The organism is bacterium, from assembly GCA_028820935.1.
Classification (GTDB): Bacteria; Actinomycetota; Acidimicrobiia; order Spongiisociales; family Spongiisociaceae; genus Spongiisocius.
Genome location: JAPPHZ010000032.1, coordinates 12,673 through 26,069, shown reverse-complemented (window position 1 = coordinate 26,069; position 13,397 = coordinate 12,673). Strand labels below are relative to the sequence as shown.

Sequence of the window (13,397 nt, the reverse complement as noted above, 5' to 3'; positions counted from 1 at the left end):
CTGTGCAAAAAGTTTCGCGTTCTCTTGTGGGCAGGATGGACCACGCGCAAGGCGCCTGCCGCGCCCGGTTCCGCTTCGCAACCGGGCGATCTTTGCAAAACAGGCCGGATGTCCGTAATCTTGCGGGACCTCAAGGAAGTGTCGGCAGGCCGCGGCCGTGGCCGGGCACGCCGTATCCCCCGCACCGGGCACCGTACCCGGGTTGTCCGACAAGGGACCCCGAATGAAGCGCACGTACCAACCCAACAATCGCCGCAGAAAGCGCAAGCACGGGTTCCGGCATCGCATCCGAACGCGCCAGGGCCGCGCCATTCTGAACAGACGGCGCCAGAAGGGCCGCCAACGGCTTTCGGCCTGAGCAGGTAGACGATCCGCCGCGACACGAGTGGGTAGCCGGGGGAGCCGCCCTGTCCAACGCATTCCTTGGGTACAGCCCGCAAGGGTGGCACACCGACCGCGAAGGCCTGTAGGCAGAGGAGAAGACGCACGATGACGACCGCGCCGAGTACGGCTTCCGCCGCATCCGCCGGATCGTCCTCTCCGGAATCCAGGGGCGGGATCCGGCGCCTGAGCGGCACCGTGGAGTTCAACGCGGTGCTGCGGCATGGCCGTCGCGTCAGGCGGGGTGGCATCACCGTGGTTGCCCGGCGGCGTGACGGCGGTCTGCCGAGGATCGGTCTGGTGGTGGGCCGCCGGGTGGGCGGCGCGGTAGTGCGCAACCGGGCGAAGCGACGCCTTCGGGCGGCGTTGCGCGAGGTAACGCTCGCGGAGGCGACCGACTACGTGCTCATCGCCACGCCCGCAGTGGCCACGGCCCCCTTCCAAGAGCTACGCAAGTGGATTCGAGACGCAGTCTCGTCGACCCTCCCCCGAGCGAGGGCAAGGTGAGGCTGTCGAGGCCGGCGGGCGCGGCGCTCAGGCTGCCGGCCATGGCCGGTCAGGGCCTCATCCGCGTGTGGCAACACACCATCGGGCCGATGATCCCGAGTTCATGCCGGTTCCTCCCCTCCTGCTCCCGCTACACCTACGAGGCGTTGGGCGAGCACGGGTTCCGGCGGGGTGCCTGGATGGGGCTCAAGCGCCTCGGCCGATGCCACCCGTGGTCGCCCGGAGGGTACGACCCGGTTCCTGACAGAAGGGCGGTCAGCCCGTGAGCGAGATTTGGAACGGCCTGCAGGCCATTCTCGGCAATATCCTTTCCTTCTTCTTCGACCTTGTTCCCAACTATGGATTCGCCATCATATGCCTTACCATCGTTGTCAACCTGTTGGTGTTCCCGCTCACCCTCAAGCAGGTCCGGTCGACCCGGGCGATGCAGGAGATCCAACCGGAGATGGAGCGGATCCGCCGCGAGTTCAAGGGCGACCAGGAGACCATGAACCAGAAGGTCATGGAGCTCTACCGGGAGCGAGGTGTAAGCCCGTTCGGTTGCGTTCTTCCCTTGCTGGTGCAGATGCCGGTCTGGTTCGCGCTGTTCCAGGTGCTGCGGAATCCGGCCAACAGCCTGCCGGCGGACTCGAGCCTGCTGGTGGCGGCATCTGAGGGCACGCTGCGTTTCCTGACCATGGATCTCGACCTGGCCCCGTCCGAGGTGGTGGGCACGGAAGGGCTGTTCGCCGTGGCGACGATCCCCTACCTGCTGCTGGTCGGGTTCGTGATACTTACGGGCTACATGCAACAGAAGCTGTTAAGCCCGCCGAAACAGTCTGGTGCCAGCAATCCGCAGGCCGAAGCTGTTCAGCGTATGACGAAGATACTACCGTTGATGTTCGGAGTCATTTCGTATATCTGGCCGTCAGGACTTAACCTCTATTTCGCCACCAGCAACGTCTTCCGGACCGGTCAGCAGCTGCTGATCTTCAAGATCGACGGACGTCCCGGCCCTCCTCCCGACGGGGGGAAGCCGGCTACCAAGGAGCCCGATAACGGTGAACCGGATGACGGTAAGAAGCCGCCCCGCCCGCAGGGCTCGGCTAAGAAACAACGCAGACGGAGGAGAAGGTAGATCGATGGTCGAGTGGGTCGAGGTCAAAGGCGCATCCGTTGAACTGGCTGTCCAGGCCGCTCTCGAGGAGCTCGGGATCGAAGCCGACCGGGCCGAGGTCAACGTGCTGCAGGAACCGAAGCCGGGATTCCTCGGTATCGGGCGGCAGGATGCCATCGTACGGGTCAAGCCGAAGAGCAAGGGACGGCGGGGACGGTCAGGCCGTAGCCGGCAGAGGAAGAGGAAGGCACCACGTAAGCCGGGTTCTGATGGTGGCGCCCGGCCGAAGGATCGTGGCAAGACCAGGGGAGCCGCCAAAGCGAAGAGCCGGCAGCCAGGCGGCAAGCCGGGCGACTCCAAGGCGGGTCGCGGTAGGAAACAGCAGGCGCGTAAAGGCCGAAGGGCAGAAGGAGAGGTCAAAGCCGTGGCGGGTGATGGTAAGGATGGCGAGACCTTGGGCACCGAGCAGGCCGAGGTGGTTCGGGAGTTCTTGGACGGCCTTCTGAAGGAGTTCGGGCTGGAAGGGGAGGTCGAGACCGGATTCGACGGGAAGCTGGTGCGTGCCGACATAACGGGCGAACAGACCCAGGCGCTCATCGGACCGAAGGCTTCCATCATGCACGCCGTCCATGAACTGACGAGGACGATCGTGCAGCGCAAGACCGCCCGTGGTTGCCGGCTACGGCTCGACATCGCCGGATACGGGGAAAAGCGTCGGCAGGCTCTCGGCATCTATGCGGGCCAGCTGGCCGAACAGGTGCTGGACGAGGGGGGAGAGATCATGCTCGAACCCATGAACGCAGTTGACCGCAAGGTGGTGCACGACGCGGTGTCGGGGATCGATGGTGTCCGTTCCTACTCGGAGGGCACGGAACCGCGCCGTTCGGTGGTCATTTCGCTCGACTGATCGTTCGGCACGGGGTCCGGGAGGCAGAAGAAACCCTCAACCCGCCACCTTCATGTTTCACGTGAAACCATGAGGGGTGGCGGAGGCGCCTTCTAAGATAAGGGCGTGCTCAAAGGGTCCGCGACTCCACCCGAACCTGCCCGCCGGGGCCTCGTCGTGGCGATCGCCAACCAGAAGGGCGGTGTCGGGAAGACGACCACCGCCATCAACCTGGGCGCCTCCCTGGCGTTGGAAGGACACCGCGTCCTTCTCCTGGACCTGGATCCTCAGGGCAACGCCAGCACCGGGCTGGGCGTCCGCATAGCCGATGGCGGGCGGTCGATGTACAGCGTCCTCATAGGGCATAGCGCGCTGGACGAGGTGGTGGCGCCGACCACGGTGGACAACCTGGCGCTGGCGCCGTCAAGCATCGACCTGGCGGGCGCCGAGCTGGAATTGGTGTCCATGATGAGTCGGGAGAACCGCCTCGCGGCCGCTATCGCCCCCGTGGCAGGTGATTACGACACGATCCTGGTCGACTGCGCGCCGAGCCTGGGCCTGTTGACCATCAATGCATTGGCTGCGGCCCACGAGTTGCTCATTCCCGTCCAGTGTGAGTTCTACGCGTTGGAGGGCCTCGGCCAGCTCATGGACAGCATCGATCTGGTACGGGACAGCCTCAATCCAGCGTTACACATAGGTAGTGTGTTGTTGACCATGTTCGATGCTCGTACCAAACTCTCCACCGATGTTGCTATCCAGATCCGTGACTACTTCGGCGAGCGGGTCTTTCGTACGGTGATCCCGCGATCGATCCGGTTGTCGGAAGCACCTTCGTACGGCGAGCCGATCGAGCTCTACGACCGGATGAGCCCGGGGGCGGTTGCCTATCGCTATGTCGCCAGGGAGTACCTCCAGAGACACCGACAACAGGAGCCAGCACGATGACCACCCGCCGATCAGGCCTCGGTAAAGGCCTGGAAGCTCTCATTCCGCCACCCAGCCGGAGCAACCTGCGAAAGATCGCCATCAGCCGGATCCGCGCCAACCCGAACCAGCCACGGCGGGGTTTCGATGCGGACGCGCTGGAGACGCTGGCCGATTCGATCCGCCAAGTGGGGGTTCTCCAGCCGGTGGTGGTCCGGCCCGAGGGTCCCGGCTACGTGCTGATCGCGGGCGAGCGCCGCTGGCGCGCCGCTCGGGAGGCCGGCCTCGCCGAGCTACCCGCCCTGATCCGGGACACGGATGCGGTGGGGACCGTCACGGAGGCCCTGGTCGAGAACCTGCTGCGAGAGGACCTCAACCCGCTGGAGGAAGCGGCCGCCTTCCATCAACTCGAGGACGAGTTCGGCATGACCCATGCGGAAATCGGGGAGAGGGTGGGCCGGAGCCGGGCCGCCGTCACCAACGCCCTCCGCCTCCTCAAGCTCACCCCTGCGATCCAGGCCCTGGTCGCCTCCCGTGATCTGTCGGCGGGACACGCCCGGGCCCTGCTGGGACTCGAGGATCAGGCCCTGGCCCGACACCTGGCCGATCGAGCGGTCGCCGACGGATGGTCGGTCCGCCAACTCGAGGAGGCGGTACGGCTCGGCAAGGGAATGGCCCGGGAACCGAAGCGGCGCCGCCCGGCCGAACCCCGTCCGGCGGTGATCATCGAGCTGGAGAACCGCTTGGCGGAACAGCTGGGGACCTCGGTCGACATCCGCTACAAGGAACGCAAGGGCGGCGCGGTCGACGGCCAGGTGGTTCTCAGATTCAGCGGCCTGGATCAACTGGAGGAGATCTACCGGCGGTTCTTCCCCGCCTGACCAAGCGGCCGGCCGCTAGTGGTAACGATCAGTATAAGCAACTAGCAACTAGCAACTAATTAACCCACTCCCCGAGTTCGGAGAGGATGGCAGCCTTGGGCCGGGCGCCCACGATGCGCTTCTTCTCCACGCCGTTCTGGAACACCACCATGGTGGGAATGCTCATCACCTGGTACTGGAACGGGGTCTGCTGGTTCTCGTCGATATTGAGCTTGGCGATGGTGATGCGGTCGCCGTAGTCGGCGGCGATCTCCGCCAGCAGGGGTGCTACCAGGCGGCACGGACCGCACCACTCCGCCCAGAAGTCGACCAGCACCGGCTTGTCGCCGGCGACGGCCTGCGCGAACTCGGCGTCGGTAAGTGTTACGACATCAGCCATGTCCTGGATCCTCCTTCGGATATATGGCGCCTGAACTTACTGTAGATTACCGCGCTACAGACGTTACTAGCATTAAACACAGTTACGGTCCTGGCTGCTGTGGGCTCATTCCCCGGCCTCGAGCCAGCGCTCCGCGTCGATCGCCGCAGCACAGCCTGTCCCGGCGGCGGTCACGGCTTGGCGGTACACCTTATCCACCACGTCGCCGGAGGCGAACACACCCTCCACGTTCGTCATGGTGCTGCGACCCGGCAGCAGGATGTAGCCCTGGTCGTCCAGGTCGATCTGGCCGCGGAACAGCTCGGTGTTGGGAACGTGGCCGATGGCGATGAACACCCCCTCGATGGGGTGCTTACGGGTCTCCCCGCTGATGACGTCCCGCAGCGTCACGCCGGTCACCGTCGACTCGCCCAGGACCTCCTCCACGGTGGTGTTCCACAGGACGTCGATCTTCTCGTTGGCCAGTGCACGGCCGGCCATGATCCGGGAGGCCCGGAACCGGTCCCGGCGATGCACGATGGTCACGCTCGAGGCGAACTTGGTCAGGAAGAGGGCTTCCTCCATCGCAGAGTCACCGCCGCCCACCACCACCAGGTCCTTGTCCCGGAAGAAGAAGCCGTCACAGGTGGCGCAGGCGGATACGCCACGGCCGATCAGCGCCTCCTCGCCGGGCACCCCGAGAAAGCGGGCGGTGGCGCCCGTGGCGATGATCACCGCCCGGGCCGGGTGACGGTCCGATCCCACCCCGACCTCGAACGGCTGCCGGGAGAAGTCGACCGATGTGACGTCGGAGGTGATCAGGGTGGCGCCGAAGCGCGCGGCCTGCTTGCGGAAGCGTTCCATGAGCTCGGGACCCATGATTCCGTCGGGGAATCCCGGGTAGTTCTCCACGTCGGTGGTGATCATCAGCTGCCCACCCGCCGCGCTCCCTTCGAAGACCAGCGGGGATAGGTCCGCCCGCGCCGCGTAGAGGGCTGCGGTGAGGCCGGCGGGGCCCGATCCGATGATGACCAGGTTCTGGGTCATTCACTCTCTCCAGGTGGCGGTTCCTCGGGTACTTGCCTTCCCTTCCGCCATGACAACCATCCGGCGACCAGAAATAATCCCCCGAAGGCGGCATAGGCGCCGGTGGCGCCGGTGGCGATCGCCAGCAGGCGGAAGAGGGCGACGCCGAGCAGAACGAGCGCTGCCACGACGAGCACCGCGGCGGCCATGCCGAAGGCGGTCAGGGTGATCCCGCGGTCGAGCCGGTCCACTGTCAGCGAACGGACTCTGGCGGCGATCCCTTCCAGCAGGTCGGCAAAGCGAGCGGCGTAGCTCTCCTTCACACGGGGCAGGTTAGCCCCACGAGTAGCCAGGGCTAGACGGGCAATTCCAAGCCAAGGCCGGTGGACCAGATACCTACACTGACACCGACAACTATCAACTAGAAACTGGCAACTAACAACTATCGACCAGAAACCGCCCGGAGCGCCACGGCGCGGCAGTCCGGGTAGACGAAGAGCGCGAGCACTCCGGTCCCCGGCCGGTCCTCCGGGCCAGGTACGACCAGGTAGGCCTCGCCCGCCACGCCGTCCACGAGCCCGGGGGCCATCCAGAGGATCACCCCGCCGGCCCCCGCCAGATCCGCCGCTCCCTGCCAGCAGACCAGATCCTCCTCTCCGGCCCGGTCGGCAAGTTCCGCGACGGGCACGGGCGCCGCTTCGCTGACCGCGATCAGCTCCTCCACCATCTCCAGCATGGCGCGGGCCTCCTCGGGCCGGTCGGTCGCAACCTCGAACGCCACGTAGCCGGGCCCGAGGCGTGCGGCCTCCGACGCCTCGGCGGCGGCTTCGGCGGCCTCGGCGGCGGCGGCTTCGACGGCCACCAGGGCGGCCTCGTCGGCTTCGGCGAGGGCCTCGGCATCCATCTCCGCTGCCGGAGCCTCGGCCATGGCCTCCTCCATCATCGGCTCGGCTTCGGCGGCTTCGTCGGCGGCGGCCTCGGCCATCTCCGCTTCGACAGCCCGCTCCACCATCGTCTGCTCGACCATGGCGACCGGATCTGCAGAGTCCTCCGCAGCCTCCGCAGCCACCGCCGGAGCCGCGGCGGCCGTGGTGGCTGGGGCGGCCGTAGCGGACGGGGCATCCTCGCCGGTAGCGGACGGGGCGGCCTCCGTCAGGGAGGCCTCCTGGAAGGAATCGGTGCCACCGACCAGGTTGATGGCGACCGCGATCACGGCCACCACCGTGGCGGCCGCGGCAGCGGACGGGATGACGCGAGCCAGCCAGGACCGCCGCCCCTGCCGGCCCGTGGACGGCTCCGGCCGGGCCTCCTCGACGCGGAGTTCAGCTCGCACGGCTGCCCGTAGCCGCCGGCGCTCATCGTCGGAGAGCTCCGGGCCCGGGAGTTCTCCCAGCACCGTCCGGACGGCGGCCTGGACGGCCAGTTCCCGGCGGTCAGCCTCGTCGAGGGTGGCTTCGAGCCGGGCAGCCTCGTCCTCGGGAAGCCTGCCTTCCACCAGATCGAGCAGCTGGTCGATGGGGATGCGCTCGTCACTCATTGCTCGTCCTCTTTGGGATACCCGGAGGCGGCCATAAGGTTCCCGAGATGTTCGGCCAGCAGCTTCCGGCCCCGGAAAACGCGGGACTTCACGGTACCTAGCGGGATCTCGAGGATCTCGGCCACGCTCTGCAGGGGTAGGCCTTCCAGATCGCTGAGCAGCACCGCCGGTCCGAACTCTTCGGGCAGGGTAGCCAGGGCGTCCTCGAGCATCGGCCGGAGCTCGGCGGAGCGGAAGCGGTCGGTTGCCGACAGGTCGGGAGGGTCATGGGCGTCGGGCAGCGGCGCGGTGGGTCGCCGGCCCTTCTTGCGGAGCATGGTGTAGCAGGTGTTCACCGCCACCCGGTACAGCCAGGTCGAGAAGGCCGATCGTCCCTCGAAGGAGCCGGCCTTGCGGAGCACCGTGATGAAGGTCTCCTGAGTTGCATCCAGAGCCTCCTCCCGATCCCGCAGGATACGGAGGCTGATGGCGAACACCCGGCCCTCGTGAGCGGCCATGAGCTGATCGAACGCCCGGCCGTCTCCGGCCAGATACCGCCGGATCAGGACGGAGTCGTCGGCGGTAGCGGAGTCGTGGCGCCTGCTCAACTGTGAAAACTCACTTCGGCCAGCCGGGTGCGGTATCCGTCTCCCTCGGGAGGCAGGTCGGTCAGCCAGAGCAGCCAGACCCCGCTGCGAAGTTCGGGCAGCGGTAGCCGGACGGTGGCGGCGCCGGCCTGTTGCTCGGCGATGACCTCCCAGCCCGGGTCGTCTACGCCGAGGAGGGACTCGGCCCACATGAGACGGAAGGCGGTGCCCTCGGACAGCCCCGTCAGTTCGAGGAGTGCCGGCGAACCGCTCACCTCGAAGGCTACGCCCACCCCCTCCTTCAGCAGAGGTAAGGGGTCGAAATAGCGTTCGGTGCGCCACTCGGTGTTGGGATCCCCGTCGGTCAGCAAGGTCAGCCGGCCGGGATGCTCCTCGCCGTCCCCCAGCGGATCGAAGTCGAGCACCTGCAGCAGGACCACCGGCTCGTTCGCGGGCACCACCTGCTCGGGCGCCTCCTCCCCGGGGGACGAGGCCGGCGCGGGCGGGCTCTCCTCATCCGGCGGGACAGCCAGGGTGGGCAATGGGAGCGCGGCCACCTGCAAGGGGGGCGTCGGGCTGGTGTCCACCGCGCTACCGGCCCATACCAGCACCGCGGCGGCGAGTGCGAGCAGGGCAGCCGGAAGCAGGCGGCGCCAGGACCACCGGAAGGAGGCCGAGACGGGAGGGGAGTAGGGGACCGCCCGCAGCCGGTCGGCCAGTTGCCGGGCATCGATCTCGTCGGCGCGGGCGGAGCGGAGGATGTCGTCGATGCTCGGTGACAGCGAGTGGATGAGCTCCGAGGGCGCCATGGCCCCCGGGGGCTGGCCGGTGAGGGCTGTTTCCAGCGTGCCGGCCAGCGCCCGGACATCGTCCTCGGGGGAGGTGCCTCGCGGTAGCCGACCGAAGCCGCCCAGCTTGGCCGGCTGCCCTCGTGAATACAGGATCGCCCCGGCGTCGATGGCTCCGTGGGTCACGCCTGCGCCATGGAGCACGGAGAGGCCTTCGGCTAGACCGCAGGCGTTGGTGAGCAGCTCGGCGAGGGGCGGCCCGTCGCCGGCGCCCGCCCGGTCGGCCAGCGTGGTGCCGCCCACCCACTCGGTGACCGCATAGGTGGACCCAGGCACCTTGTCGGCCGCGAACACCGCGGCCACATGCGTATGGCTGGCGCGGGAGGCACGCTGGACGGCGGCCAGGAACGACCGGCCTCTCGCCCTGGTCGCCTCGGGACCGATCACTCGAATCAGTACCGGGCGGTCCAACTCGAGATCGGTGGCGAACCACTCCTCGACGTCCTCGTCGCGCCCGAGGCGCACCTCCAGCCGGTAGCGGCGCGGTATCGGCGGAGACATGGCTAGCGATCAGGGCCGTAAACGGGACGGAGGACGGTAGGGCATCGGTTCGGCGAGGCGAAGCGCCCGTTGCCGCTTCCCGGGAAGGGTGAGCCTTTCATCCTGCCGCCTCCAGCCTGCGGGCGATCAGCCCCGAATCTACCAACCGGACCGTTCACGAAAGGACGGGGATGGCCGTCCGCCAGGACCGGCCGCCGGCCCGGCGCTGCACCGGGACGTGGAAAGAACTTTTCGCGTTCTTCCAAAGAAGGGTTGAAAACGTCACAGATCCGATATACGTTGCCTATCGCCAAGCACCTATACCGGCCGATGGCACTGGTCCGATCGGCCCGGCCGGTCCGAGGGAACATCAAGGCTTATGGAGCGAACAGCCGACACCCGGCATCCAGCCGGGCATGGCCGACCACGCTCCAACAGGATGGGTGGTGGCGGGGGAGGGGCCCGGTGCGGGGCACCGGATTCTCGCGATTTCCGGTGCCTGGGCGTACTTTGGGCAGAGGGCGTCAGATATGGTGCCCTGTTCCTCAGGTTCAGGGCGTCATATATGGTGTTCTGTTCCTGAGGTTTGTGGTGGTGGGGGTTCTTGAGGCGGAGGGCGTCATGTTTGGTGTTCTGTTCCTGAGGTTCAGGGCGTCACCCACGGTGCCCTGTCCTGAGATTGTCGCGGGCGGCGACCTCGCGGGTCTTGGGGCCGACGGCGCCCGGTACCGGGGTAGCCTGGCTGACTATGAGAGTGCTGGCTGTTTCCCACCCGGTTTTCGAGGAGCACGATGCCGGGCGGGGCCATCCCGAGCGGCCGGCCCGCCTGGGCGCGGCCCTGCGCGGGGTGCGGGCTGCGCCGGTCGAGCTGGTCGAGGAGTTGGCCCCCGAGATCGACCGGAGGTTGCTGGAGCTGGTGCATGCCCCCGGCTATGTCGACTACATCGAACAGGTCTGTGCCTCGGGAGGCGGTCGGTTCGATTCGGATACGGCGGCGGTTCCGGCCTCGTGGGAAGCCGCCGTCCGGGCTGCCGGAGCGGGCCCCTTGGCGGTCCGGCGACTGGAAGAGGAGGAGGCTGACCTGGCCTTTCTGGCGGTGCGGCCGCCGGGCCACCACGCCCGCTCGGCCACGGCGATGGGGTTCTGCCTGTTCAACAGCGCGGCGGTCACGGCCGCCATGCTGGTGGAGCGGGGCTGCAGGGTGGCGATCATGGACTGGGACGTCCATCACGGCAACGGCACCGAGGAGATGTTCGAGCACGAAGAGAACGTCCTGTACATCTCGACGCACCAGTATCCGTTCTATCCGGGTACCGGGGGCATCGTCGACATGACCGCCCACCGGGGCGCCGCCACCATCCTGGACCTGCCCCTGCCGCCCGGAACCGCCGGCGACCTCTACCGCCGGGCCTTCGAGGAGTTGATCCTGCCGGTGATCTCGCAGTTCGGCCCCGACTGGCTGCTGGTGAGCACCGGCTACGACGCCCACGCGGCCGATCCCCTGGCGAGCCTGCGGCTCCTCCCGTCCGACTATGCCTTCATGTCCCGCTCCCTCGCCGCGCTGACCCCTCCGGGCCGCACCATCTGCTTCCTGGAGGGCGGGTACGACCTGGACGCCATCACGGCCTCGGTCAGCGCCACCCTGGCGGGCGCGGCCGGCATGGTCGTCCCCGACGAGGAGCACCGCTTCCGCTCCTCCGAGCTCGCCTTCGCAACCCTGGATGCGGTGAGGGCGGAGGCTGCCAAGGTGTGGGACCTCGGCTGATCCGACCATGGTTCCCGAGCGCCTGAACTGGCTTAACAGCGGCATCAGCCGCGAGCTGGCCGATCTCTTCACCGCCGCCGGCCACGAGATCCACCTCGTGGGCGGCTCGGTGCGCGATGCCCTGCTGGGCCGGAAGTCGACCGATCTCGACTTCGCCACCAGCGCCCGGCCCCACCAGATGAAGCCGCTCCTCAGGAACTGGGCGGATCAGCTGTTCACCGTGGGCGAGCGGTTCGGGACGATCGGCCTGATCCGCAGCGGGGTGCGGTGCGAGATAACTACCTTCCGCGCCGAGACCTACCGGCCTGAAAGCCGCCATCCGGAGGTCATCTTCGGCGACTCGATCGAGGGCGACCTGGGGCGGAGGGATTTCACGGTCAACGCCATCGCCCTGCAGCTCGGACTCGACACCCCGTCCCTCGTGGACCCGTTCAACGGTGTGGCCGACCTGGCCACCCGGACATTGCGCACGCCGAGCGGTCCCGACGTCTCGTTCTCGGACGATCCGCTCCGGATGGTCCGGCTGTTCCGGTTCATGGCGCAGTTGGGCTTCTATCCCGACCGGCCGGAGCTCGAGGCGGTGGAGCGCCTCCGGGAGCGCCTCCAGACGATCAGTGCGGAGCGGATCCGGGACGAGTTCTCCAAGCTGGTGGTGGCCGACGGCGCGGCGCCCGCCGTGTCGGTGATGGTCGAGTCCGGGCTGGCGGCCGAGTTCGTTCCCGAGGTTCCGGCGCTGGCGATGACCGAGGACCCGGACCACCGCCACAAGGACGTGCTGGCCCATTCCCTGGCGGTGATGGCCAAGACGGAACCCGACCTCATCCTCCGGCTGGCCGCCCTGTTCCACGACGTAGGGAAGCCCTCCACCCGCCGCTTCGAGGGTCCCAGGGTGACCTTCCACCACCACGAGGTGGTGGGCGCCCGGATGACCCGCCGCCGCCTGCGGAAGCTGCGCTACCCGAACGAGATCGTCAACGACGTGGCCGAGCTCGTGTTCCTCCACATGCGGGCCCATACCTTCAAGATGGGTTGGACCGATTCGGCGGTGCGCCGCTACGTGCGGGACGCGGGCGAGCTGCTGCCCCGGCTCAACCAGCTGGCACGGTGCGATGTCACCACCCGTAGCGACCGCCGGGCCCGCCGGATCCAGCGGCAAATCGACGAGCTGGAGGAGCGGATCGAGGCCCTTCGCGCCAAGGAGGAACTGGACGCCCTCCGGCCACCCCTCGATGGATTCGACGTCATGGAGTACCTGGGCATCGGCCCCGGCCCGACAGTTGGAGCGGTGCTGAAGGTCCTGCTCGAGAAGCGGATCGACCACGGTCCCTACGACCGGGCCGAGGCCTTCGGTGACGTGAGACGGTGGGCCATCGAACAGGGACTACCCGACCCGGGAGAACGGCCCGAGGCCGCCTCGGAACGCTCCTAACCTCGGCTTCCCGGTGCATAGCCGGTGGGCCTGAGCGAACGGAGGATCCTGGCACTGGGGCGACCAAGACATGGGCTGGAGCACCGGTGACACGGTTGCCCTGTGGCTGGTGAAGAACCCCTAGGTTTGCCTAAGTCTGCTCAGGGGCCCAGGACGCAGAACTCGTTGTCCTCGGGGTCGGTCATCAACACCCACCTCCCCACCGGCTCGTCGAAACGCTCTATCTCGGTGGCGCCTCTCTCCACCAGGGCCGCGATCTTGGCTTCCCGGTCGTCGTCGTGCCGGCCCTCGGGAAGGGATGGGTCCACAACGTCGATGTCCAGGTGCCAGCGGTTCTTGCCGGCCTTTCCCTCCGGCACCTTCTGGAACAGGATGCGGGATCCGATCCCGTGAGGGTCGATGACCGCTGAGTATCGCTCCCGGTCTTCGGTGGACAGGTTCATGGCGTCGGCGAAGGCCTCCCAAGTCTCGAAGCCTTCTGGCGGGGGCTGGAGAACGTATCCCAGCGCAAAGGCCCAGAACTCGGCCAGCCGGTTGGGATCGGCCGCGTCGACGGTGACGTTCTTGATAGGGGTGGTCCTGGGCGGACGATGACTCATGGACGTTTGAGATTAGTGCGAGCCTGCTACCGGGCCGCCAGCGCTTCGGCGCCTCTATGAAGGGCGGAGAGAGTGTCGGGGATTCGGACCGACGGGAGGGAGTCCATGGAG

At 67.6% G+C, this 13,397-nt stretch carries 16 protein-coding genes; 9 read left to right on the top strand and 7 right to left on the bottom strand.

The features are described 5' to 3' along the window. Window positions 1-223 precede the first annotated feature (223 nt). The 7 genes from rpmH to OXM57_09290 all read left to right on the top strand — a co-directional run bounded on the left by rpmH (window position 224) and on the right by OXM57_09290 (window position 4,678). Window positions 224-358, top strand: coding sequence for a 50S ribosomal protein L34 (rpmH, locus tag OXM57_09320; protein ID MDE0352877.1), 135 nt, complete (start codon window positions 224-226; stop codon window positions 356-358). A 131-nt stretch (window positions 359-489) separates the two neighbouring features. Continuing rightward, window positions 490-888, top strand: a complete 399-nt coding sequence (rnpA, locus tag OXM57_09315; GenBank protein MDE0352876.1) for a ribonuclease P protein component — start codon at window positions 490-492, stop codon at window positions 886-888. Between the two features lie 41 nt (window positions 889-929). Then, window positions 930-1,154 (top strand): membrane protein insertion efficiency factor YidD, encoded by a 225-nt coding sequence (gene yidD / locus OXM57_09310; protein ID MDE0352875.1) that lies wholly within the window; start codon window positions 930-932, stop codon window positions 1,152-1,154. After that, window positions 1,151-2,005, top strand: coding sequence for a YidC/Oxa1 family membrane protein insertase (locus tag OXM57_09305; protein ID MDE0352874.1), 855 nt, complete (start codon window positions 1,151-1,153; stop codon window positions 2,003-2,005). Before yidD ends, OXM57_09305 begins: the two co-directional genes overlap by 4 nt. Before the next feature lie 4 nt (window positions 2,006-2,009). Further along, window positions 2,010-2,891: a Jag N-terminal domain-containing protein gene (locus OXM57_09300; protein ID MDE0352873.1), complete on the top strand. Its 882-nt coding sequence runs from the start codon at window positions 2,010-2,012 to the stop codon at window positions 2,889-2,891. Window positions 2,892-2,996: 105 nt separating this feature from the next. After that, on the top strand, window positions 2,997-3,818 hold the full coding sequence (locus OXM57_09295; GenBank protein ID MDE0352872.1) for a ParA family protein: 822 nt from the start codon (window positions 2,997-2,999) through the stop codon (window positions 3,816-3,818). After that, on the top strand, window positions 3,815-4,678 hold the full coding sequence (locus OXM57_09290; protein MDE0352871.1) for a ParB/RepB/Spo0J family partition protein: 864 nt from the start codon (window positions 3,815-3,817) through the stop codon (window positions 4,676-4,678). Before OXM57_09295 ends, OXM57_09290 begins: the two co-directional genes overlap by 4 nt. Window positions 4,679-4,733: 55 nt before the next feature. Here OXM57_09290 and trxA read toward each other — a convergent pair whose 3' ends face one another. The 6 genes from trxA to OXM57_09260 form a co-directional block, all read right to left on the bottom strand. Continuing rightward, entirely contained in the window at window positions 4,734-5,078 is a 345-nt protein-coding gene (trxA, locus tag OXM57_09285; GenBank protein MDE0352870.1) for a thioredoxin, read from the bottom strand. An 84-nt stretch (window positions 5,079-5,162) separates the two neighbouring features. Further along, the gene (trxB, locus tag OXM57_09280; GenBank protein MDE0352869.1) at window positions 5,163-6,083 is read right to left on the bottom strand and encodes a thioredoxin-disulfide reductase; all 921 of its coding nucleotides are present in this window, start codon (window positions 6,081-6,083) and stop codon (window positions 5,163-5,165) included. Beyond that, window positions 6,080-6,385, bottom strand: coding sequence for a hypothetical protein (locus OXM57_09275; protein ID MDE0352868.1), 306 nt, complete (start codon window positions 6,383-6,385; stop codon window positions 6,080-6,082). Before OXM57_09275 ends, trxB begins: the two co-directional genes overlap by 4 nt. Window positions 6,386-6,504: 119 nt before the next feature. Next, the gene (locus OXM57_09270; GenBank protein MDE0352867.1) at window positions 6,505-7,599 is read right to left on the bottom strand and encodes a hypothetical protein; all 1,095 of its coding nucleotides are present in this window, start codon (window positions 7,597-7,599) and stop codon (window positions 6,505-6,507) included. Then, window positions 7,596-8,186 (bottom strand): sigma-70 family RNA polymerase sigma factor, encoded by a 591-nt coding sequence (locus OXM57_09265; protein ID MDE0352866.1) that lies wholly within the window; start codon window positions 8,184-8,186, stop codon window positions 7,596-7,598. Before OXM57_09265 ends, OXM57_09270 begins: the two co-directional genes overlap by 4 nt. Beyond that, entirely contained in the window at window positions 8,183-9,514 is a 1,332-nt protein-coding gene (locus OXM57_09260; GenBank protein ID MDE0352865.1) for a protein kinase, read from the bottom strand. Before OXM57_09260 ends, OXM57_09265 begins: the two co-directional genes overlap by 4 nt. A 727-nt stretch (window positions 9,515-10,241) precedes the next feature. Between OXM57_09260 and OXM57_09255 the strand changes: the two genes are divergently transcribed. Together OXM57_09255 and OXM57_09250 are read left to right on the top strand one after the other, a co-directional pair. Then, the gene (locus tag OXM57_09255; GenBank protein MDE0352864.1) at window positions 10,242-11,258 is read left to right on the top strand and encodes a histone deacetylase; all 1,017 of its coding nucleotides are present in this window, start codon (window positions 10,242-10,244) and stop codon (window positions 11,256-11,258) included. 7 nt (window positions 11,259-11,265) lie between these two features. Continuing rightward, window positions 11,266-12,687, top strand: coding sequence for a CCA tRNA nucleotidyltransferase (locus OXM57_09250; GenBank protein ID MDE0352863.1), 1,422 nt, complete (start codon window positions 11,266-11,268; stop codon window positions 12,685-12,687). A 140-nt stretch (window positions 12,688-12,827) separates the two neighbouring features. Here OXM57_09250 and OXM57_09245 read toward each other — a convergent pair whose 3' ends face one another. Then, window positions 12,828-13,286 (bottom strand): VOC family protein, encoded by a 459-nt coding sequence (locus tag OXM57_09245; protein ID MDE0352862.1) that lies wholly within the window; start codon window positions 13,284-13,286, stop codon window positions 12,828-12,830. Window positions 13,287-13,397: the final 111 nt, after the last annotated feature.

Excerpts from the sequence above, each read along its gene's own strand:
- rpmH (MDE0352877.1), top strand. The coding sequence starts at position 224 with ATGAAGCGCACGTACCAACCCAACAATCGCCGCAGAAAGCGCAAGCAC.
- rnpA (MDE0352876.1), top strand. The coding sequence starts at position 490 with ATGACGACCGCGCCGAGTACGGCTTCCGCCGCATCCGCCGGATCGTCC.
- yidD (MDE0352875.1), top strand. The coding sequence starts at position 930 with ATGGCCGGTCAGGGCCTCATCCGCGTGTGGCAACACACCATCGGGCCG.
- OXM57_09300 (MDE0352873.1), top strand. The coding sequence starts at position 2,010 with ATGGTCGAGTGGGTCGAGGTCAAAGGCGCATCCGTTGAACTGGCTGTC.
- OXM57_09290 (MDE0352871.1), top strand. The coding sequence starts at position 3,815 with ATGACCACCCGCCGATCAGGCCTCGGTAAAGGCCTGGAAGCTCTCATT.
- trxB (MDE0352869.1), bottom strand. The coding sequence starts at position 6,083 with ATGACCCAGAACCTGGTCATCATCGGATCGGGCCCCGCCGGCCTCACC.
- OXM57_09270 (MDE0352867.1), bottom strand. The coding sequence starts at position 7,599 with ATGAGTGACGAGCGCATCCCCATCGACCAGCTGCTCGATCTGGTGGAA.
- OXM57_09260 (MDE0352865.1), bottom strand. The coding sequence starts at position 9,514 with ATGTCTCCGCCGATACCGCGCCGCTACCGGCTGGAGGTGCGCCTCGGG.
- OXM57_09255 (MDE0352864.1), top strand. The coding sequence starts at position 10,242 with ATGAGAGTGCTGGCTGTTTCCCACCCGGTTTTCGAGGAGCACGATGCC.
- OXM57_09250 (MDE0352863.1), top strand. The coding sequence starts at position 11,266 with ATGGTTCCCGAGCGCCTGAACTGGCTTAACAGCGGCATCAGCCGCGAG.
- OXM57_09245 (MDE0352862.1), bottom strand. The coding sequence starts at position 13,286 with ATGAGTCATCGTCCGCCCAGGACCACCCCTATCAAGAACGTCACCGTC.